We start from the raw sequence: 21,837 nt of genomic DNA, 5'->3' as shown, positions 1-21,837 counted from the left end.
AAAAAGGTGACCGTTCTGTGAAGACGATACATATTACACATCCTCATCATTTAATGAAAGAGGAGCAGGCAAAATCAGTGATGGCGTTAGGTTATTTTGACGGCGTTCATCTTGGACATCAGAAGGTAATCGGCACAGCGAAGCAAATAACCGAAGAAAAAGGCCTGACATTGGCTGTGATGACCTTTCATCCTCATCCTTCTCACGTTTTGGGCAGGGATAAGGAGCCAAAGGATCTAATTACGCCTCTTGAAGATAAAATAGACCAAATTGAACAATTAGGTACAGAAATTCTGTATGTCGTTAAATTTAACGAAGTGTTTGCTTCTCTTTCTCCCAAGCAGTTTATAGACCAGTATATCATCGGCCTTAATGTGCAGCACGCAGTGGCAGGCTTTGACTTTACGTACGGCAAATACGGCAAGGGTACAATGGAGACAATGCCGGCTGATTTAGACGGAAAAGCTGAGTGCACCATGGTAGAAAAATTAACAGAGCAGGATAAAAAAATCAGTTCTTCGTATATCCGTACCGCGCTTCAAAACGGAGATGTTGAATTGGCGAATGTCTTGCTTGGACAGCCTTATTTTATAAAAGGAATTGTGATTCATGGTGATAAAAGAGGGCGGACCATCGGGTTTCCGACAGCAAATGTCGGTTTAAATAACAGCTATATCGTTCCGCCAACGGGTGTATATGCCGTAAAAGCGGAAGTGAACGGCGAAGTCTACAATGGCGTTTGCAATATCGGCTATAAGCCGACGTTTTATGAAAAGCGCCCTGAACAGCCTTCCATTGAGGTCAATCTGTTTGATTTCGATCAAGAGGTATATGGAGCCGCTATAAAAATCGAATGGTACAAACGGATTCGGAGCGAGCGGAAATTCAATGGCATCAAAGAATTAACAGAGCAAATTGAGAAAGATAAGCAGGAAGCCATCCGTTATTTCAGCAATTTGCGGAAATAACTTGCAACGCACGCAAATTTTATTCTAAAATATTTGCATATAGGCACGATTTTTAGTATGATAGTTTTCGTAGTCTTAAAACCATTGCTTGGCAATCCGAAGTCACCGACGGTTGCTAGGTAACTGGGGCTAAATATGATTTGGAGGTGAAACAGGATGGCAATTACTCAAGAGCGTAAAAACCAACTCATCAACGAGTTCAAAACACACGAATCTGATACTGGATCTCCAGAAGTTCAGATCGCTATCCTAACTGACTCAATTAACAACTTGAACGAGCATTTACGTACTCACAAGAAAGACCACCACTCACGTCGCGGTCTTCTTAAAATGGTAGGTAAGCGTCGTAATCTTCTTACGTATCTACGTAATAAAGACGTAACTCGTTACCGTGAGTTAATTAACAAACTAGGCTTACGTCGATAATCGTAAAAAGCGGGAGGATTCCCGCTTTTTTATCGTATTAAAGCGAAATTTCTTATAACAAATCATTGAAATCCTTTTACATACTACTTTGACATTGATATGTTCAATTCATTTCGTTCATAATAGGAGTAATTGATAATTTCACACAACGAAGAGAGGAGTTCGTAATCGTATGGGACAAGAAAAACACGTCTTTACCATAGATTGGGCCGGAAGAACGCTTACTGTTGAAACCGGCCAGCTTGCCAAACAGGCAAATGGTGCTGTGATGATCCGCTACGGTGATACAGCAGTACTTAGTACAGCAACCGCTTCAAAAGAACCAAAACCGCTTGATTTCTTCCCTCTTACTGTAAACTATGAAGAAAGATTATATGCGGTAGGGAAAATTCCCGGCGGCTTTATTAAAAGAGAAGGACGCCCGAGTGAAAAAGCGGTTCTTGCCAGCCGTTTAATTGACCGTCCGATCCGTCCTTTGTTTGCCGATGGATTCCGTAATGAAGTTCAAGTCATCAGCATTGTCATGAGTGTTGACCAAAACTGCTCTTCAGAAATGGCTGCCATGTTCGGTTCATCTCTTGCGCTTTCTGTATCGGATATTCCGTTTGAAGGACCAATTGCAGGGGTTACTGTCGGACGCATTGATGATCAATTTATCATTAACCCAACAGTTGATCAGCTTGAAAAAAGCGACATCAATCTTGTCGTTGCCGGCACGAAAGATGCCATTAACATGGTAGAAGCGGGAGCGGACGAAGTTCCTGAGGAAATCATGCTTGAAGGCATTATGTTCGGCCATGAAGAGATTAAACGCCTGATTGCATTCCAAGAAGAAATTGTTGCGGCAGTCGGCAAAGAGAAATCAGAAATTAAGCTCTTTGAAATTGATGAAGAGCTTAACGAAAAAGTAAAAGCTTTAGCAGAAGAGGATCTGCTGAAAGCTATCCAAGTTCATGAAAAGCATGCTCGTGAAGATGCCATTAACGAAGTGAAGAGCGCAGTTGTGGCAAAATTCGAGGATGAAGAGCATGATGAAGATACAATCAAGCAAGTGAAGCAGATTTTATCCAAGCTGGTGAAAAATGAAGTTCGCCGCCTGATTACTGAAGAGAAAGTAAGACCGGACGGCCGAGGTGTCGATCAAATCCGCCCGCTTTCTTCAGAGGTTGGCCTCTTGCCAAGAACGCACGGTTCAGGTCTATTTACAAGGGGACAAACTCAGGCCCTCAGCGTATGTACACTAGGTGCTCTGGGAGATGTGCAAATCCTTGATGGCTTAGGTGTCGAAGAGTCGAAACGGTTTATGCATCACTACAACTTCCCGCAATTTAGCGTTGGGGAAACAGGACCGATGCGCGGACCGGGACGTCGTGAAATCGGACATGGAGCACTGGGTGAGCGCGCGCTTGAGCCAGTTATTCCGTCTGAAAAAGACTTCCCTTATACTGTCCGTCTTGTTTCAGAAGTGCTTGAATCAAACGGTTCTACGTCTCAAGCAAGCATTTGCGCAAGCACACTTGCAATGATGGATGCCGGTGTACCGATTAAAGCGCCAGTTGCTGGTATTGCGATGGGTCTTGTCAAATCAGGCGAACATTACACTGTTTTGACTGACATCCAAGGCATGGAAGACGCGCTCGGAGATATGGACTTTAAAGTAGCGGGAACTGAAAAAGGCGTAACGGCCCTGCAAATGGACATTAAAATTGAAGGCCTTTCCAGAGAGATTCTTGAAGAAGCGCTTCAGCAGGCGAAAAAGGGCAGAATGGAAATCCTCAACAGCATGCTTGCAACATTAAGCGAATCAAGAAAAGAGCTTTCTCGATATGCGCCTAAGATCTTAACAATGACCATTAATCCTGATAAAATCCGCGATGTCATCGGACCAAGCGGAAAACAAATCAATAAGATCATCGAAGAAACCGGTGTTAAAATTGATATTGAGCAGGACGGCACAATCTTCATTTCCTCTACAGATGAAAGCGGCAACCAAAAAGCGAAAAAAATCATTGAAGACCTTGTCAGAGAGGTTGAAGTCGGCCAGCTTTACCTAGGTAAAGTGAAACGGATTGAAAAATTCGGTGCTTTCGTTGAAATTTTCAGCGGAAAAGACGGTTTGGTGCACATTTCAGAGCTTGCGCTTGAACGCGTAGGGAAAGTTGAAGATGTTGTGAAGATCGGAGACGAGATTCTTGTCAAGGTCACTGAAATTGACAAACAAGGACGAGTGAATTTGTCTCGCAAAGCGGTGCTCCGTGAAGAGAAAGAAAAAGAAGAACAACAATCTTAAATGAAAACATAAAAGGAGCCTGGGAGACCCGGCTTCTTTATTTTGAAGCTTTTCAAAAGCAGGCGGGTTCTACCTTGTCCTTCTTCTTCATAATGTGAGGTGAGGGGGGACAGAACATGTACAAAAAATTTGTACCGTTTGCCGTTTTTTTATTTCTTTTTTTTGTCTCATTTGAGATGATGGAAAATCCGCATGCACTTGATTATATAGGGGCAATGAAAAAAGATACGGTGACTGTCACGGCGTCCAAAGACCCGTTATATGAAGAATTGCTTCAAAAAGCGCCGGAGTACGAAGTTAAGCCCCAGAATGCAAGAATTGATAAAGTGTGGAAAAGCATTCCTGGCTACAATGGATTAAAGGTCAATATTGAACAATCATATAAAAAAATGAAAAAGCATGGCGAGTTTCGGGAAAATGACCTGGTGTACAGCCAAGTAAAACCAAACGTTCATCTTGAGTCACTTCAGCCTGAGCCTATTTATAAAGGAAATCCTGACAAACCGATGGTGGCTTTTTTAATCAATGTGGCATGGGGAAATGAGTATTTGGAAAAAATGCTTCCTATTCTGCAAAAGCACCATGTCAAAGCTACGTTCTTTTTAGAAGGCAATTGGGTGAGAAACAATGAACAGCTCGCTAAGAAGATTGCAAAAGACGGACATGAAATCGGAAATCATTCATACAATCATCCGGATATGAGCAAACTGACTACAGGAAGAATTTCCGAGCAGCTCGACAAGACAAATGAGCAAATAGAACAAACGATCGGCGTTAAGCCAAAGTGGTTCGCTCCGCCGAGCGGAAGTTTCAGAAAAGCGGTTATCGATATTGCAGCTGAGAAACAGATGGGAACAGTTATGTGGACAGTTGATACAATCGATTGGCAAAAGCCGGCTCCGTCTGTACTTCAGACAAGAGTGTTAAGCAAGATACATAATGGTGCCATGATTTTAATGCATCCGACTGACCCTACGGCGGAAAGTCTTGAAGCGCTGATTACAAAGATAAAAGACAAAGGATACGCACTTGGAACAGTCACTGAACTAATGGATGAAACAAGACTATTGAAGTAACAGATGAAGGCAGCTTGTCTTTGAATAGGAGGAACAAATTTGATTAAACGATATACGTGTCAAAATGGTGTAAGAGTTGTGCTGGAAAATAACCCGACAGTCCGTTCTGTTGCGATCGGCGTATGGATCGGTACAGGGTCGAGACATGAAACGCCGGAGATAAACGGAATTTCTCACTTTTTAGAGCACATGTTCTTTAAAGGGACGAGCACAAAATCTGCACGTGAGATAGCAGAATCTTTTGATCGTATTGGCGGTCAAGTCAATGCGTTTACTTCAAAGGAATATACCTGCTACTATGCAAAGGTGCTTGACGAGCATGCGAATTACGCGCTGGACGTATTAGCAGATATGTTCTTTCATTCAACGTTTGATGAAAACGAGCTGAAAAAAGAGAAAAATGTAGTATATGAAGAAATTAAAATGTACGAAGATGCGCCGGACGACATTGTGCATGATTTACTGAGCAAAGCCACTTACGGCAATCACTCTTTAGGCTACCCAATTCTTGGCACGGAAGAAACGCTTGCTTCCTTTAACGGTGACTCTCTCAGACAATACATGAATGATTATTATACGCCGGACCGAGTGGTGATTTCGGTAGCGGGCAATATATCTGACAGTTTTATCAAAGATGTAGAAAAATGGTTCGGGTCATACGAGGCGAAAGGCAAAGCGACAGGCCTTGAGAAGCCTGAGTTCCACACGGAAAAACTGACGAGAAAAAAAGAAACAGAGCAGGCTCATTTGTGCCTCGGATTTAAAGGCTTAGAGGTTGGCCATGAACGTATTTATGATTTAATCGTCCTCAATAATGTGCTCGGAGGCAGCATGAGCAGCCGGCTGTTCCAAGATGTCCGTGAAGATAAAGGACTTGCTTATTCTGTTTACAGCTATCACAGCTCGTATGAGGACAGCGGAATGCTAACGATTTACGGCGGAACGGGTGCAAATCAGCTTCAGCAGCTGTCAGAAACAATTCAAGAAACGCTTGCTACTTTAAAACGTGACGGTATTACTTCGAAAGAGCTGGAAAACAGCAAAGAGCAAATGAAGGGAAGCTTAATGCTGAGCTTAGAAAGCACAAACAGCAAAATGAGCCGAAATGGGAAAAATGAACTGCTTCTCGGCAAACATAAAACATTAGATGAGATCATCAATGAATTAAACGCCGTGAACTTAGAGCGTGTCAACGGCCTTGCCAGACAATTGTTCACAGAAGACTATGCATTAGCACTGATCAGCCCTTCCGGCAATATGCCATCTTAAAAAGGAAAGCCTGCCCCATAATGGGGCAGGCATTTTTTAATCCTTTCCATCATACATAGTACAAGGGGGTGACAGACATGCGGCTCAGTGAATTATCAGGAAAGGAAATTGTAGACATCAAAAGAGCTGAACGGCTCGGAGTGCTCGGCCAGACCGATTTAGAAATTAATGAACAGGATGGACAAATTACAGCACTCCTCATTCCCACAGTTAAGTGGTTTGGTTTAAGAAAACAAGGTCATGACATTCGCGTCCCATGGCATCATATTCAAAAGATCGGATCAGATATGATCATATTAGATGTACCTGAGGAAATGTCTCCTCGACAAGAGTAAATCGACCAATTGGGTTCTAAAGAAAACATCTGAAACATCGGCTCTGGCAGCCGATGTTTTTTTATATGGAAAAAGCGCATCTTTTATATTCACCGGTATTTCCTTTTGATCATAAGATGAAGGGGAGCTTAACAACTAGAGATCCAGTATATACAAAGAAGGTGAACGTTTAGAATGTTAACCGGATTGAAAATTGCAGTTATCGGCGGTGACGCAAGACAGCTCGAAATTATAAGAAAGCTCACTGAACAGCAGGCTGACATCTATCTTGTCGGGTTTGACCAATTGGATCACGGTTTTACCGGAGCAGTAAAATGCAATATTGATGAAATTCCTTTTCAACAAATAGATAGCATCATTCTCCCAGTATCCGCAACAACAGGAGAAGGTGTCGTATCGACTGTATTTTCGAATGAAGAGGTTGTGTTAAAACAGGATCATCTCAACAAAACGCCTGCACATTGTGTCATTTTCTCAGGAATTTCTAATGCCTATTTAGAAAACATTGCAGCTCAGGCAAAAAGAAAACTTGTTAAGCTGTTTGAGCGGGATGACATTGCGATATACAACTCTATTCCGACAGTAGAAGGAACGATTATGCTGGCTATTCAGCACACGGATTATACGATACACGGATCTCAGGTGGCCGTTCTCGGTCTCGGGCGCACCGGGATGACGATTGCCCGGACATTTGCCGCGCTCGGGGCGAATGTAAAAGTGGGGGCAAGAAGTTCAGCGCATCTGGCACGTATCACTGAAATGGGGCTCGTTCCTTTTCATACCGATGAGCTGAAAGAGCATGTGAAAGATATAGATATTTGCATTAATACCATACCGAGTATGATTTTAAATCAAGCGGTACTTTCTTGTATGACACCGAAAACCTTAATATTGGATCTGGCCTCACGTCCCGGAGGAACGGATTTTAAATATGCCGAAAAACAGGGGATTAAAGCACTTCTTGCTCCCGGCCTTCCAGGGATTGTCGCTCCTAAAACAGCTGGGCAAATCCTTGCAAACGTCTTGAGCAAGCTTTTGGCTGAAATACAAGCTGAGGAGGGGAAATAAGGATGTCGTCATTAAAAGGAAAAAGAATCGGGTTCGGGCTGACCGGGTCGCATTGCACATATGAAGCGGTTTTTCCGCAAATTGAGGCGTTGGTCAGCGAAGGAGCTGAAGTTCGTCCGGTTGTCACATTTAACGTAAAATCCACAAATACCCGATTTGGAGAGGGTGCAGAATGGGTTAAAAAAATTGAAGACCTGACTGGATATGAGGCCATTGATTCGATTGTAAAGGCAGAACCCCTTGGGCCGAAGCTGCCCCTTGACTGCATGGTCATTGCGCCTTTAACAGGCAATTCAATGAGCAAGCTGGCAAATGCCATGACGGACAGCCCGGTGCTGATGGCGGCAAAAGCGACAATCCGAAACAATCGGCCAGTCGTTCTAGGTATCTCAACAAATGATGCACTCGGTTTAAACGGTACAAATTTAATGAGGCTCATGTCAACAAAAAATATCTTTTTTATTCCATTCGGGCAAGACGATCCATTTAAAAAACCGAATTCAATGGTAGCCAAAATGGATCTGCTTCCGCAAACGATTGAAAAGGCACTATTGCACCAGCAGCTTCAGCCGGTTCTCGTTGAGAATTATCAGGGAAATGACTAAATTTACAGAAAATCATTCCCAAACTAAAAAATTCGGTCATCACCCGCATATTCTATGGTAAAATAAAACGTAAAATCATAGTCAAATCAATTCAATGAAGCTGATTGGCGGAAGGAGTTTTACAGATGGGAAGAGGTTTACACGTAGCTGTTGTCGGAGCGACAGGGGCTGTGGGACAACAAATGCTTAAAACACTTGAAGACAGAAACTTTGAAATGGACACACTTACATTGCTATCTTCAAAACGCTCTGCGGGGACAAAAGTCACGTTTAAAGGCCAAGAGCTGACTGTTCAGGAAGCTTCTCCTGAGAGCTTTGAAGGGGTAAATATTGCTTTGTTCAGCGCCGGCGGAAGCGTATCACAAGCATTGGCACCAGAAGCTGTAAAACGCGGCGCTATTGTTATAGATAATACGAGCGCGTTCCGCATGGACGAAAATACACCGCTTGTTGTGCCAGAAGTGAATGAGGCAGACTTGCATGAACACAACGGCATTATTGCCAATCCAAACTGCTCTACAATCCAAATGGTTGCGGCTCTTGAGCCGATCCGTAAAACATACGGCTTAAACAAAGTCATCGTATCAACTTACCAGGCAGTATCAGGAGCGGGTAATGAAGCTGTAAAAGAGCTTTACAGCCAAACACAGGCAATTTTAAATAAAGAAGAAATAGAGCCTGAGATCATGCCTGTAAAAGGTGACAAAAAACACTATCAAATCGCCTTCAACGCGATTCCGCAAATTGATAAATTCCAGGATAACGGCTATACGTTTGAAGAAATGAAAATGATCAATGAAACGAAAAAAATCATGCACATGCCTGACCTTCAAGTAGCGGCTACATGTGTGAGACTGCCAATTCAAACTGGGCACTCAGAGTCTGTCTACATCGAAATAGACCGTGATGACGCTACAGTTGAAGATATTAAAAATCTATTAAAAGAAGCTCCGGGCGTGACACTTCAGGATGACCCGAGCCAGCAGCTTTATCCGATGCCTGCTGATGCTGTCGGCAAAAACGATGTGTTTGTAGGCCGCATCCGCAAAGACTTGGACAGAGCAAACGGTTTTCATTTATGGGTTGTTTCTGATAACCTATTAAAAGGCGCAGCATGGAACTCTGTTCAAATTGCAGAAAGCCTGAAAAAACTAAACCTCGTATAAAAGAGAGAATTTCCTAAAGACGAATAGAAGAGAGTAAGGCACTATCAGCCTGCTCTCTTCTGTTACGTCCGAATAATTTGGAGTGAAAACAGTGAAGATAATTGTTCAAAAGTTCGGCGGAACATCAGTAAAGGATGATAAAGGCCGCAAACTGGCTTTAGAGCATATTAAAGAAGCAATCAGTGAAGGATATAAGGTTGTCGTTGTCGTTTCAGCGATGGGCCGAAAAGGAGACCCGTATGCAACAGATTCTTTGCTGGGGCTGCTTTACGGCGATCAGTCAGCGATTTCTCCAAGGGAGCAGGATTTGCTTTTATCTTGCGGAGAGACCATTTCCTCTGTCGTATTTACAAGCATGCTGCTTGATAACGGAGTGAAAGCAGCTGCGCTGACAGGAGCTCAGGCTGGCTTTTTAACGAATGATCAGCATACCAATGCGAAAATCATTGAAATGAGACCGGAGCGTTTATTCGGTGTGCTCGCCAATCATGATGCGGTGGTCGTCGCAGGCTTCCAGGGCGCAACTGAAAAAGGTGATACAACAACAATCGGCAGAGGGGGCAGTGATACGTCTGCAGCCGCACTCGGAGCAGCTGTTGATGCAGAATACATCGATATTTTCACCGATGTAGAAGGCGTAATGACTGCAGACCCAAGAGTTGTGGAAAATGCGAAACCGCTTCCTGTCGTGACGTATACGGAAATCTGCAACCTAGCGTATCAGGGGGCTAAGGTCATTCATCCGCGTGCTGTGGAAATCGCGATGCAGGCCAAGGTTCCGATCCGCGTCCGTTCGACTTATTCGAAGGATAAAGGTACATTGGTGACATCACATCACTCTTCCAAGGTCGGCAGTGATGTTTTTGAAAGGCTGATTACGGGAATCGCTCATGTCAAAGATGTCACGCAGTTCAAGGTGCCTTCAAAAATCGGCCAGTATAATGTTCAGACTGAAGTGTTCAAGGCAATGGCGAACGCGGGAATCAGTGTCGATTTCTTTAACATTACACCTAGTGAAATCGTTTATACGGTAGCCGGAAATAAAACAGAAACAGCTCAGCGTATTTTAATGGATATGGGCTATGATCCAATGGTAACAAGAAACTGCGCGAAGGTATCGGCGGTCGGTGCGGGCATTATGGGGGTTCCTGGTGTTACGTCCAAAATTGTGTCGGCTCTTTCAGAAAAAGAAATTCCGATTCTTCAGTCGGCTGACAGCCATACGACGATATGGGTGCTCGTCCATGAAGCGGATATGGTTCCTGCTGTAAACGCTTTGCATGAAGTGTTTGAACTTTCCAAGTAAATGTGATTGAATCATGATGAGGTGAATAAAATGAATTTCGGAAATGTGTCTACAGCGATGATTACACCTTTTGACAATAAAGGGAACGTAGACTTTCAAAAACTGTCTACACTGATTGACTACTTGTTGAAAAACGGAACGGATTCTTTAGTAGTAGCGGGAACAACTGGAGAATCTCCAACCCTATCAACTGAAGAAAAAATTGCGCTTTTTGAATATACGGTAAAAGAAGTAAACGGACGGGTTCCGGTTATCGCCGGTACTGGAAGCAACAATACGAAAGATTCCATTAAGCTGACAAAAAAAGCTGAGGAAGCAGGCGTGGACGCTGTTATGCTTGTTACGCCGTATTACAATAAACCTTCCCAAGAGGGAATGTACCAGCATTTTAAAGCAATTGCGGCAGAGACATCACTTCCGGTAATGCTTTATAATGTTCCGGGCCGTACGGTTGCTTCTCTGGCTCCTGAAACGACGATCCGTTTGGCGGCAGACATTCCGAATGTTGTTGCGATTAAAGAAGCGAGCGGCGACCTCGAAGCGATTACAAAAATTATTGCTGAAACGCCTGAAGACTTCTATGTCTATTCAGGGGATGACGCTCTGACGCTTCCAATTCTTTCAGTTGGAGGAAGAGGAGTTGTGTCAGTGGCGAGCCATATCGCAGGCACTGATATGCAGCAAATGATCAAAAATTATACGAATGGGCAAACAGCTAATGCGGCACTGATTCATCAGAAACTGCTGCCGATTATGAAGGAACTGTTTAAAGCGCCTAACCCTGCTCCAGTCAAAACAGCGCTTCAGCTGAGAGGTCTTGATGTCGGTTCTGTGCGTCTGCCTCTTGTCCCGTTAACCGAGGATGAACGTCTGAGCTTAAGCAGCACGATCAGCGAACTGTAAGAAAATTTCATACAGTGAAACAAACGCGGTCATTCTCACATTCAGCTGAGTTTGACCGTTTCTTTTACATATTGGTTTTCCCTAAACCTTCTGCTTTATCTTGTTTTCTAAATTTACTTTCAGTTATAATAGGAACAAGTGATGATGGACGGGTATGAGACTAGGAGGATATAGATTTTGAAAAAGAAAAATACAGAAAACGTTAGAATTATCGCCCTTGGCGGTGTCGGAGAGATTGGGAAGAACCTTTATGTCATCGAAATTGACTCAGACATATTTGTCGTTGATGCCGGCCTTATGCATCCAGAAAATGAAATGCTCGGTATTGATGTGGTGATTCCTGACATATCATATTTGATTGAACGGGCTGATCGCGTCAAGGCAATCTTTTTAACGCACGGGCACGATGAAAATATCGGCGGCGTTTTTTACTTATTAAACAAGCTGTCTGTTCCAGTGTACGGAACAAAGCTGACGCTTGCGCTGTTAAGAGAGAAATTAAAACAATACGGACATAACCGAAAAACTGATTTAAGAGAAATTCACTCCAAATCTGTCATTACATTTGAATCGACAAAAGTATCGTTCTTTAGAACGATTCACAGCATCCCTGATTCTGTAGGTGTGAGTTTTAAAACATCACTTGGATCTATTGTATGCACGGGAGACTTCAAATTTGACCAAACACCTGCACTTAATCAGACGTGCGACATTGGCGAAATCGCCAAGATCGGAAATAGCGGCGTGCTTGCCCTGCTTTCTGACAGTGCAAATGCGGAACGGCCGGGTTATACTCCTTCGGAATCGGCTGTCAGCGGAGAAATCTCGGATGCGCTGTATAATTCAGAGAACCGGGTGATTATTGCTGTTTTCGCATCCAATATTAACCGGATTCAGCAAGTCATTCATGCAGCGGCTCAAAATGGCAGAAAGATTGCCGTAGCCGGAAAAAATCTTCAATCTGTCCTGCAGCTGGCAAGAAAGTTAGGATACATTGAAGCAGATGATGAATTATTTATTTCTGTACAGGATGTGAAGAAATATCCGAAGCGTGAAGTGGCCATTATTACAGCCGGAAGCCAAGGTGAACCATTAGCTGCCCTTACAAGAATGGCAAACAAAGCTCACAAACAGCTGAACATTGAAGAAGGGGATACGGTTGTCATTGCGTCAACTCCAATTCCCGGGCAGGAACTCATTTATTCTAAAACAGTGGACCTACTTGCGAGAGCCGGTGCACAAGTCATCTTTGCCCAAAAGCGTGTTCATGTATCAGGCCACGGCTCACAAGAAGAGTTAAAGCTGATGATCAATCTGCTTAAACCAAAGTATTTAATTCCTGTAAACGGCGAATACAGAATGCAAAAAGCCCATTCAAAAATCGCTGAAGAAACTGGCATGAAGCGCAGTGACATCTTCTTAATTGAAAAAGGAGACGTCGTTGAGTTCCGCGGCCAAAACGTAAAAATCGGGGATAAAGTTCCTTACGGCAATATTTTAATTGATGGGCTAGGTGTCGGTGATATCGGCAATATCGTATTGAGAGACCGCCGCTTGCTTTCACAGGACGGAATCTTAATCGTTGTCATTACACTTGATAAACAAAAGAAACATCTTGTATCAGGACCAGAAATTATCACTCGTGGTTTTGTTTATGTAAGAGAGTCTGAAGGTCTTATCGTACAGGCTACTGAGCTTGTTCGTTCCATCGTGACAGAAGCGACTGAAACATCAAATGTTGAATGGTCAACGCTGAAGCAGGCAATGCGGGATGCTTTGAACCAATTCCTTTATGAAAAAACGAAACGTAAACCGATGATCATCCCAATTATTATGGAAGTATAATGACTGACTAAAGACCGGAGCAGCTCCGGTCTTTATTTTTTTGCCCTTTAAGCCGGGATTGAATTGAGTATCTTTGTTCATAATACAAAGAGAAACTCGGAAAGGGTGAAAGCGAGATGGATCATCGTATGGAAAATACAGAAGAAGAGCGTTCTGAAAAAAATGATGCGAAAGACAGCATTATGAATAAAATACAGCAGCTTGGTGAAACGTCACTTCCACAGCTGCCCCAAGATACAAATATTCATTGTCTGACTATAATCGGACAAATAGAAGGCCATGTTCAGCTCCCTCCGCAAAACAAAACAACAAAATATGAGCATGTCATCCCACAAATTGTGGCAATTGAACAAAATCCTAAAATTGAAGGCCTGCTGATTATATTAAATACTGTGGGAGGAGATGTTGAAGCTGGTCTAGCAATTGCGGAAATGCTGGCATCTTTATCGAAACCGACCGTTTCTATCGTGCTTGGCGGGGGTCATTCCATCGGCGTTCCGATTGCTGTATCCTGTGATTATAGCTATATCGCCGAAACAGCAACGATGACGATTCACCCCGTTAGGCTCACCGGTCTAGTCATCGGGGTGCCGCAAACGTTTGAATACCTGGATAAGATGCAAGAAAGAGTTGTTAAATTTGTCACAAGCCATTCCAATATAACTGAAGAGAAATTTAAAGAGCTAATGTTTTCAAAAGGAAACTTAACACGCGACATCGGAACAAATGTAGTTGGTAAGGATGCAGTTGAATACGGATTGATTGATCACGCAGGCGGCGTCGGACAGGCAATCAATAAACTGAATGAGCTCATAGAGGCAGCAAGGAAAGAAGAAGGACGGATGATCCAATGATTCTGTATACCGTGATGCCGCAGGAAATTGTGTTTGCAGAACAGAACCAAGAAACGAGCGCACATGAGCAAATAGAATATAAAGGTGTACCGCTTCTTGTCGAAATGAAAGGAAATGAAGCGGAAGTCATTCAAATTATGAGCACAAACCCAATGCATTTTCTGCATCCGGACATTTCACCGGGGCAAAAGCTGAAATTAAACGTATAAGAATCCAATCCTTTTTTAAGGGCAAAATATGCTATAATAGGGGAATCCTACAGAAAAAACGCAGCCTGTAAACGGCTGCTTTCTTCATTATGTATGAACTTACATTTTTTAACGCAGTAAGGTGATGAGTGTGGCAAAGAAAAAACGAAAATCAAGAAAAAAACAGGCGAAACAGCTCAATATAAAATACGAACTCAACGGACTGCTGTGTATAGCCATTTCAATTATCGCAATCTTGCAGCTGGGGGTAGTCGGGCAAACATTTATCTATTTGTTCCGCTTTTTTGCTGGAGAGTGGTTTATTTTATGCTTGTTAGGTTTATTGGTGTTAGGAGTCTCGCTGTTTTGGAAGAAGAAAACCCCAAGCCTATTAACGAGACGAAAGGCCGGGTTGTACTGTATCATCGCAAGCATATTGCTGCTTTCTCACGTGCAGCTGTTTAAAAATTTGACGCACAAAGGGACTATTGAGTCCGCAAGTGTGGTCCGCAATACGTGGGAACTGTTTTTGATGGACATGAATGGCAGCTCTGCTTCTCCTGATTTAGGCGGAGGGATGATCGGTGCGCTGCTGTTTGCAGCTTCACACTTCTTGTTTGCGTCAACTGGTTCTCAGATCATGGCGATTGTCATGATTTTGATCGGCATGATTTTAGTCACAGGACGATCACTGCAAGAAACGCTGAAAAAGTGGATGAGCCCGATTGGACGCTTTATAAAAGAACAATGGTTGGCATTTATTGATGATATGAAATCCGTCAAATCAAATATGCAGTCATCGAAAAAAACAAAAGCGCCTAGCAAAAAACAAAAACCGGTCCGCAAAAAACAGCAAATGGAACCGGAGCCTTCTGATGAAGAAGGGGATTTTGAGACAGAATCGCCTCTTGTCCGTTCAGAACCAATTATCTCAAGCTTTTCTGATCGTAACGAAGAGGATGAGTCTCCAGTTATAGAAAAGCGCACCGAACCTGTATCGGAGCCGCTTCAGGACATCCAACCGGAGACAGGTGATCAGGAAACTGTTTCTGCTCCTCCTATGACCTTTACGGAGCTTGAAAATAAGGATTACGAGATGCCGTCACTGGATTTACTGGCAGATCCAAAGCATACCGGCCAGCAGGCTGATAAAAAGAATATTTATGAAAATGCGAGAAAGCTTGAACGGACCTTCCAAAGCTTTGGCGTAAAGGCGAAAGTGACACAGGTTCATCTCGGGCCGGCCGTAACAAAATACGAAGTGTATCCTGATGTCGGAGTGAAGGTTAGCAAAATTGTCAATTTAAGCGATGATTTAGCGCTGGCGCTTGCTGCGAAGGATATCAGGATCGAAGCGCCTATACCAGGCAAATCAGCAATCGGAATTGAGGTTCCAAACGCAGAAGTGGCAATGGTTTCGCTGAAGGAAGTGCTGGAGTCTAAATTAAATGACCGGCCGGATGCGAAGCTGTTAATTGGACTTGGCCGCAATATTTCAGGTGAAGCTGTATTGGCTGAGTTAAACAAAATGCCCCACCTTTTGGTCGCAGGCGCAACCGGAAGCGGAAAAAGTGTCTGTGTCAACGGCATTATTACAAGTATTTTAATGCGCGCAAAACCGCATGAAGTGAAAATGATGATGATCGATCCTAAAATGGTAGAGCTGAATGTCTATAACGGGATTCCGCACCTGCTTGCTCCGGTTGTAACCGATCCGAAAAAAGCATCGCAGGCTTTGAAAAAGGTTGTCAATGAAATGGAGCGGCGGTATGAATTATTTTCTCATACGGGCACACGAAATATTGAAGGATACAATGATTATATAAAACGCGCCAACAATGAAGAAGGAGCGAAACAGCCGGAGCTTCCTTATATTGTTGTCATTGTGGACGAGCTTGCCGATCTCATGATGGTCGCTTCGTCTGATGTGGAAGATTCGATTACGAGATTGTCCCAAATGGCGCGGGCTGCCGGCATCCATCTCATTATTGCGACGCAGCGGCCTTCGGTGGACGTTATCACAGGAGTGATCAAAGCGAACATTCCGTCACGAATCGCGTTCAGCGTATCTTCGCAGACGGATTCAAGGACCATTCTTGACATGGGCGGCGCTGAGAAGCTTCTCGGCCGCGGCGATATGCTATTTTTACCTGTAGGGGCTAACAAACCTGTCCGTGTGCAAGGAGCATTTTTGTCGGATGACGAAGTGGAGAAGATCGTCGACCATGTGATTACGCAGCAGAAAGCGCAATATCAAGAAGAAATGATTCCTGAGGAGACAACGGAAACTCATTCCGAGGTTACTGATGAACTTTATGATGAAGCTGTTGAATTAATCGTCGGCATGCAGACGGCATCTGTTTCAATGCTGCAAAGAAGATTCAGAATCGGCTATACGAGAGCGGCGCGCCTGATTGACGCAATGGAGGAACGCGGCGTTGTCGGGCCGTATGAAGGCAGCAAACCTAGGGAAGTCTTATTATCAAAAGAGAAATATGATGAGCTCTCTTCATAATGAAGGGAGTTCCATTCTCCTTTAGTTATCAATAATAACATTATGTAAACTGATAACCTTTCTATTTATTTTTTCGACAAAACATGATATAGTTGTCCCAATTGTTCAATAATTTTTATCGAAAGTGGTTTACGGAGGGGAAACATGTCTACAAAAGCTGATAATCGGCACTTGTATTTGAAAGTAATTGAACGAATTAAAGAGGATATAAAAAATGGGATCTACACTGAGAAGGAAAAGCTGCCTTCTGAATTTGAGCTTTCCAAAAAGCTAGGTGTGAGCAGAGCGACGCTAAGAGAAGCCTTGCGGATATTGGAAGAAGAACATGTGATTATCAGAAGGCATGGTGTAGGCACTTTTGTCCATTCTAAGCCGTTATTTCTTTCGGGCATTGAACAGCTGAACAGTGTAACGAAGATGATAGAACAGGCAAATATGACCCCTGGCACGATTTTTCTGTCATCACAAGTGCTTATGCCGTCTGAGGATGATACGAAGAGGTTTCATTTGGCAGAAGGGCAAGAACTTTTTTACCTTGAACGTGTTAGAACAGCTGACGGACAGCCGATTGTATATTGTATAGACAAAATTCCGATGAATATTTTGCCGAATTCTTTTTCTCATCAGCAAGAATCTATGTTTGACCTGCTTGAGAAAAATTCAGGCTCCGTAATCAGTTATGCAGTAACTGATATAGAACCGATCGGCTATCACGATACCATTTCTCCAGTGCTGGAATGCGATCCGGAAACAGCACTTTTACTGTTAAAACAAACCCATTACGATCAGCACGATAAACCGGTGCTTTACTCGTTAAATTATTTCAGAGCCGATAAATTCAGATTTCATGTTTTGCGTAAACGATTCTAAAAACGGACGCTTGTGTGTCTGTTTTTTTTATTTGCACTGATTCATGTTTCTTTGTACATACTTTCATTCCGGTTAACGCAATATATAAGAGATGACAAGAAAGTGAATGGGTGAAAATGTTGAGAAAGAAAAATGGAATGAAAAATATTATTGCATTGTCTTCCGTCCCGCTTGTGATGACACTCGGGAACTCCATGCTGATTCCTGTTCTTCCGATGATGGAAAAAAAGCTGTCGGTGACTTCATTTCAAGTGTCGTTAATCATTACTGTATATTCAGTAGTGGCAATTATTTGCATTCCGATTGCCGGATATTTGTCGGATCGTTTCGGGAGGAAAAAAATATTGCTTCCATGTCTCCTCATTGCAGGATTAGGTGGAGTGGTAGCTGCTTTTGCCTCAACCTACATGAAAAATCCTTATGCTATGATCTTGGCGGGGCGTGTTCTTCAAGGCATCGGTTCTGCAGGTGCCGCTCCTATCGTCATGCCGTTTATCGGTGACCTTTTTGAAGGAGACGATGAAAAGGTCAGCGCTGGACTTGGGGATATTGAAACCGCTAACACGTCAGGGAAGGTACTGAGTCCCATACTTGGCGCATTACTGGCTTCCTGGTACTGGTTTGTACCGTTTTGGTTTATTCCGTTTTTCTGTTTGATCAGCTTTTTGCTCGTATTGTTTTTAGTGGCCAAGCCTGAAGAAGATGAAGATGCGCCTGCGGTTTCTGAGTTTATCAAGAGCGTGAAGAAAATCTTTAAGCAGGATGGGCGCTGGCTTTATACGGTCTTCATTATCGGGTGTGTCATTATGTTTTTGTTATTTGGCGTATTATTTTATTTGTCAGATACGCTGGAGAACAAGTATGCCATTGACGGAGTAGCTAAAGGCGGATTACTGGCAATCCCACTTTTGTTTTTGTCAACCAGTTCTTTTATAGCTGGCAAAAAGATCGGTAAAGATAAAGGCCGAATGAAATTTTGCGTTGTGACAGGAATGATTCTGTTGACCCTGTCGTTTATTGCCTTGTGGTGGAACCACAGTTTTTATTTTTTATTTGTCTTTTTAAGCTTTGGCGGAATTGGGATTGGCATGGCTCTTCCTGCTTTAGATGCATTGATAACCGAAGGAATTAAAAGTGAGCAATGCGGAACCATATCCTCCTTCTACAATAGCATGCGCTTTATAGGAGTGGCTCTCGGCCCGCCTGTTTTTGCTGCACTAATGTCAAATGCAAACTGGATTATTTTCATACTCTCGGCGTTTTGCAGCATTGTTTCTTTATTTTTAGTGCTATTTACTATAGATGCTAAAAAAAGTGAAGAAGAAGAAAAAAACTTAGGGACGGTCTAGCCAACCGTCTTTTTTTGCGCGCCCTTGCAGGTTCTAACCATCGCCGAGATTGGAAAAGAACTTACTATACCGTATGTGGAGGTTATTGTTTCCTTATAAATCCTACAGTTGCTATAATTACATGAAAGAGTGTTTCTGCGGATGCTTAAAATTGGTCATAATACATACTAATGAAGAAATGAACGAAGGAGGTTCCATATGTCATATGTTAATGAACTCAAAACAAAGCACGGCGGTTTAACCGCACACATTGTAGAAACAGAAAAATTTAAAACCGTCTCGCTTATTTTTAAGATGCTTGCGCCGCTGACAAAGGATCAAGTCACCAAAAGAGCGCTTCTCCCGCATGTGCTTCTTCGCGGAACGAAAAGCCATCCGAAAACCTCAGAATTGCGTTCCTATTTGGATGAGCTGTACGGTACATCAGTATCGGCGGATCTTACGAAAAAAGGAGAGCGGCACGTCATTACGTTCAGGCTTGAAATCCCGAATGAAAAATATTTAAAAGACCAAACACCGCTTCTTGAGAAAGGGCTTCAGCTTCTCGCAGAAATCGTCTTTTCACCTGCTTTAGAGGGGGGCGCTTTTCAGGCACAATATGTGGCTCAAGAAAAACGGACGCTTAAGCAAAGAATCCAAGCCGTCTATGATGATAAAATGCGCTACTCGAATTTAAGACTGATAAAGGAAATGTGCCAAAATGAGCCTTACGCGCTCCATGTCAATGGTGAAATCGACGATGTCGATGACATTACGGCCGAGCAATTATACGAAACATACCAAAGTGCTATCCAAAAAGACCAGCTTGATCTTTATGTTGTTGGTGATGTGGACAGTAAGCAGGTGCAAACGGCCATTGATAAGTATTTCCAAACCGAAGAGCGCACTCTTGGCATGATTGAAAACAATCGGGCTGATGAAAAAGTTCAGGCAAAAGAAGTGATTGATGAGGAAGATGTCAAACAAGGAAAGTTGAATATCGGCTACCGCACCGGCATCACTTATACAGATCAGGACTATCCGGCTTTACAAGTGTTTAACGGATTGTTCGGCGGATTCTCTCACTCTAAACTTTTCATTAACGTTCGGGAAAAAGCCAGCCTTGCTTACTACGCTGCTTCACGTATAGAAAGTTTTAAAGGCTTGTTAATGGTGATGTCAGGCATTGAAGTGAAAAATTACGACCAGGCTGTTTCGATTATTGCGGAGCAGTTTCAGGCAATGAAAAACGGCGATTTCAGTGAGCAGGACATCGAACAGACAAAAGCCGTCATTCGCAACCAAGTGCTGGAAACAATTGATACTGCATACGGTTTAACTGAATTTTTATATCAGCAGGCCGCTGCTCAAGTCGAGATTCCTATCGAAGACTTTCTTGCCAATATTGAGAATGTCACAAAAGAGGATATCATGAAAGCCGGCGAAAAGATTCAGCTTGATACGACTTATTTCTTAAAAGGGACGGAGGTAGCATCTTGATCAAACCAATCGAATATGAACAGCTTCAGGAGACGCTGTATCATGAAAAAATGTCCAACGGCCTTGACGTATACGTTTTGCCGAAAAAAGGTTTCAACAAGACATATGCGGTCTTTACAACAAAGTACGGTTCAATAGATAACCGGTTTGTCCCTTTAGATAAAAATGAGATGGTTCACGTGCCGGACGGGATCGCCCATTTTCTTGAGCACAAGCTGTTTGAAAAAGCGGACGGAGACGTTTTTCAAGATTTCAGCAAACAGGGTGCTTCTGCCAATGCGTTTACGTCATTTACAAGAACGGCTTATCTTTTCTCAAGCACATCAAATGTTGAACGCAATTTAGAGACGCTCATCGATTTCGTGCAGGACCCATATTTCACTGAAAAAACGGTTGAAAAAGAAAAAGGGATTATCGGGCAGGAGATTAACATGTACGATGATAACCCTGATTGGAGGCTTTACTTCGGAGTCATTGAAAACATGTACAAAGAGCATCCTGTCAGAATTGACATAGCGGGAACAGTGGAAAGCATTTCACATATTACAAAAGATCTTCTTTATGAATGCTATGAAACGTTTTATCACCCGAGCAACATGCTCCTATTCATTGTCGGCCCGGTAGATCCTGAAGCGATCATTTCCCAGGTCAGAGAAAATCAGGAGAAAAAGCCGTATACCGATCAGCCGGAAATCAAACGTGAAGAAGTGAAAGAGCAAGAAGCGGTTTTCCGAAAAGAAAAAGAGATCAAAATGAACGTGCAGGGACCGAAATGCCTTGTCGGGTTAAAATCAAAGAACCCGTTTAGATTAGGCAAAGAGCTGTTAAAGCATGAACTTTCTATGAACTTATTGCTTGAAGCTCTTTTCGGCAAAAGCTCTGCCCAGTATGAATCACTTTATGAAAAAGGGTATATTGACGAAACGTTCAGCTTTGATTTTACTGCTGAATATGGGTTCGGTTTTGCAGCGATCGGCGGAGATACGCCTGATCCTGATCAATTGGCTGAAGACGTTTCAAGCATGCTTTTGCGCGCGGGCGAATTGATTACCGCTGAAAAGATTGAACTGGCCAGAAAGAAAAAGATCGGTACATTCTTAAAAGCGCTGAATTCCCCTGAATACATCGCCAATCAATTTACCCGTTATGCATTCTTGGATATGAGCCTTTTTGACGTCGTAACGGTACTCGAGCAGATTACTATCGAGGATGTGCAGAAAGTCATACAAGAGGAAATTGCTGCAGACAGACTGACTGTATGCAAGGTTGTTCCTAAATCATAAACAAAACATCCCTCCAGTGTGAGGGGTGTTTTTGTGCGGAAA

General features: G+C 43.0%; 19 protein-coding genes. All 19 read left to right on the top strand.

What is annotated here, in order from left to right; genetic code table 11:
• Nucleotides 1-17 precede the first annotated feature (17 nt).
• The 19 genes from ribF (at nucleotide 18) to yfmH (ending at nucleotide 21,795) form a co-directional block, all read left to right on the top strand.
• Complete coding sequence (ribF, locus tag ACQXR1_RS09085) at nucleotides 18-968, top strand: bifunctional riboflavin kinase/FAD synthetase (RefSeq protein ID WP_243571832.1); 951 nt, start codon at nucleotides 18-20, stop codon at nucleotides 966-968.
• 156 nt (nucleotides 969-1,124) lie between these two features.
• A complete protein-coding gene (gene rpsO / locus ACQXR1_RS09080) occupies nucleotides 1,125-1,394 on the top strand; it encodes a 30S ribosomal protein S15 (protein ID WP_003220957.1) in 270 nt (89 codons plus the stop codon).
• A 172-nt stretch (nucleotides 1,395-1,566) separates the two neighbouring features.
• Nucleotides 1,567-3,684 carry a polyribonucleotide nucleotidyltransferase gene (gene pnp / locus ACQXR1_RS09075; protein WP_014664000.1) on the top strand — a complete coding sequence of 706 codons (2,118 nt, stop codon included), beginning with the start codon at nucleotides 1,567-1,569 and terminating at the stop codon, nucleotides 3,682-3,684.
• Nucleotides 3,685-3,800: 116 nt separating this feature from the next.
• Nucleotides 3,801-4,760, top strand: a complete 960-nt coding sequence (locus tag ACQXR1_RS09070; protein WP_069840310.1) for a polysaccharide deacetylase family protein — start codon at nucleotides 3,801-3,803, stop codon at nucleotides 4,758-4,760.
• A gap of 39 nt (nucleotides 4,761-4,799) precedes the next feature.
• Entirely contained in the window at nucleotides 4,800-6,029 is a 1,230-nt protein-coding gene (locus ACQXR1_RS09065; RefSeq protein ID WP_040083155.1) for a M16 family metallopeptidase, read from the top strand.
• A 77-nt stretch (nucleotides 6,030-6,106) separates the two neighbouring features.
• Entirely contained in the window at nucleotides 6,107-6,364 is a 258-nt protein-coding gene (locus tag ACQXR1_RS09060) for a YlmC/YmxH family sporulation protein (protein ID WP_014664003.1), read from the top strand.
• 174 nt (nucleotides 6,365-6,538) lie between these two features.
• Nucleotides 6,539-7,432: a dipicolinic acid synthetase subunit A gene (gene dpaA / locus ACQXR1_RS09055; RefSeq protein WP_014664005.1), complete on the top strand. Its 894-nt coding sequence runs from the start codon at nucleotides 6,539-6,541 to the stop codon at nucleotides 7,430-7,432.
• 2 nt (nucleotides 7,433-7,434) lie between these two features.
• Nucleotides 7,435-8,037: a dipicolinate synthase subunit B gene (dpaB, locus tag ACQXR1_RS09050; protein WP_069149611.1), complete on the top strand. Its 603-nt coding sequence runs from the start codon at nucleotides 7,435-7,437 to the stop codon at nucleotides 8,035-8,037.
• Between the two features lie 125 nt (nucleotides 8,038-8,162).
• Nucleotides 8,163-9,203 carry an aspartate-semialdehyde dehydrogenase gene (gene asd / locus ACQXR1_RS09045; RefSeq protein ID WP_014664007.1) on the top strand — a complete coding sequence of 347 codons (1,041 nt, stop codon included), beginning with the start codon at nucleotides 8,163-8,165 and terminating at the stop codon, nucleotides 9,201-9,203.
• A gap of 91 nt (nucleotides 9,204-9,294) precedes the next feature.
• Entirely contained in the window at nucleotides 9,295-10,509 is a 1,215-nt protein-coding gene (gene dapG, locus ACQXR1_RS09040) for an aspartate kinase (RefSeq protein WP_040083152.1), read from the top strand.
• A gap of 30 nt (nucleotides 10,510-10,539) precedes the next feature.
• A complete protein-coding gene (gene dapA / locus ACQXR1_RS09035) occupies nucleotides 10,540-11,412 on the top strand; it encodes a 4-hydroxy-tetrahydrodipicolinate synthase (RefSeq protein WP_003245816.1) in 873 nt (290 codons plus the stop codon).
• A gap of 177 nt (nucleotides 11,413-11,589) precedes the next feature.
• The gene (gene rnjB / locus ACQXR1_RS09030; RefSeq protein ID WP_014664010.1) at nucleotides 11,590-13,257 is read left to right on the top strand and encodes a ribonuclease J2; all 1,668 of its coding nucleotides are present in this window, start codon (nucleotides 11,590-11,592) and stop codon (nucleotides 13,255-13,257) included.
• Nucleotides 13,258-13,373: 116 nt separating this feature from the next.
• Nucleotides 13,374-14,111: a translocation-enhancing protein TepA gene (tepA, locus tag ACQXR1_RS09025; RefSeq protein ID WP_014664011.1), complete on the top strand. Its 738-nt coding sequence runs from the start codon at nucleotides 13,374-13,376 to the stop codon at nucleotides 14,109-14,111.
• Entirely contained in the window at nucleotides 14,108-14,320 is a 213-nt protein-coding gene (gene tepJ, locus ACQXR1_RS09020; RefSeq protein WP_003231871.1) for a TepA modulator TepJ, read from the top strand. The genes tepA and tepJ overlap by 4 nt, the downstream gene beginning before the upstream one ends.
• A gap of 130 nt (nucleotides 14,321-14,450) precedes the next feature.
• A complete protein-coding gene (gene spoIIIE / locus ACQXR1_RS09015; RefSeq protein WP_168780928.1) occupies nucleotides 14,451-16,814 on the top strand; it encodes a DNA translocase SpoIIIE in 2,364 nt (787 codons plus the stop codon).
• Between the two features lie 144 nt (nucleotides 16,815-16,958).
• Entirely contained in the window at nucleotides 16,959-17,684 is a 726-nt protein-coding gene (locus ACQXR1_RS09010; protein WP_003245732.1) for a GntR family transcriptional regulator, read from the top strand.
• A 137-nt stretch (nucleotides 17,685-17,821) separates the two neighbouring features.
• The gene (gene bcbE, locus ACQXR1_RS09005; RefSeq protein WP_227098998.1) at nucleotides 17,822-19,033 is read left to right on the top strand and encodes a bacillibactin exporter BcbE; all 1,212 of its coding nucleotides are present in this window, start codon (nucleotides 17,822-17,824) and stop codon (nucleotides 19,031-19,033) included.
• Nucleotides 19,034-19,231: 198 nt separating this feature from the next.
• The gene (yfmF, locus tag ACQXR1_RS09000) at nucleotides 19,232-20,512 is read left to right on the top strand and encodes an EF-P 5-aminopentanol modification-associated protein YfmF (RefSeq protein WP_430772023.1); all 1,281 of its coding nucleotides are present in this window, start codon (nucleotides 19,232-19,234) and stop codon (nucleotides 20,510-20,512) included.
• Nucleotides 20,509-21,795 carry an EF-P 5-aminopentanol modification-associated protein YfmH gene (gene yfmH, locus ACQXR1_RS08995; protein WP_040083147.1) on the top strand — a complete coding sequence of 429 codons (1,287 nt, stop codon included), beginning with the start codon at nucleotides 20,509-20,511 and terminating at the stop codon, nucleotides 21,793-21,795. The genes yfmF and yfmH overlap by 4 nt, the downstream gene beginning before the upstream one ends.
• The last annotated feature ends 42 nt before the right edge of the window (nucleotides 21,796-21,837 follow it).

It is taken from the genome of Bacillus sp. ATD, assembly GCF_050585765.1.
GTDB lineage: Bacteria > Bacillota > Bacilli > Bacillales > Bacillaceae > Bacillus > Bacillus stercoris.
The sequence above is the reverse complement of the archived record's forward strand: the minus strand, read 5'-3'. Positions and strand labels throughout refer to the sequence as shown.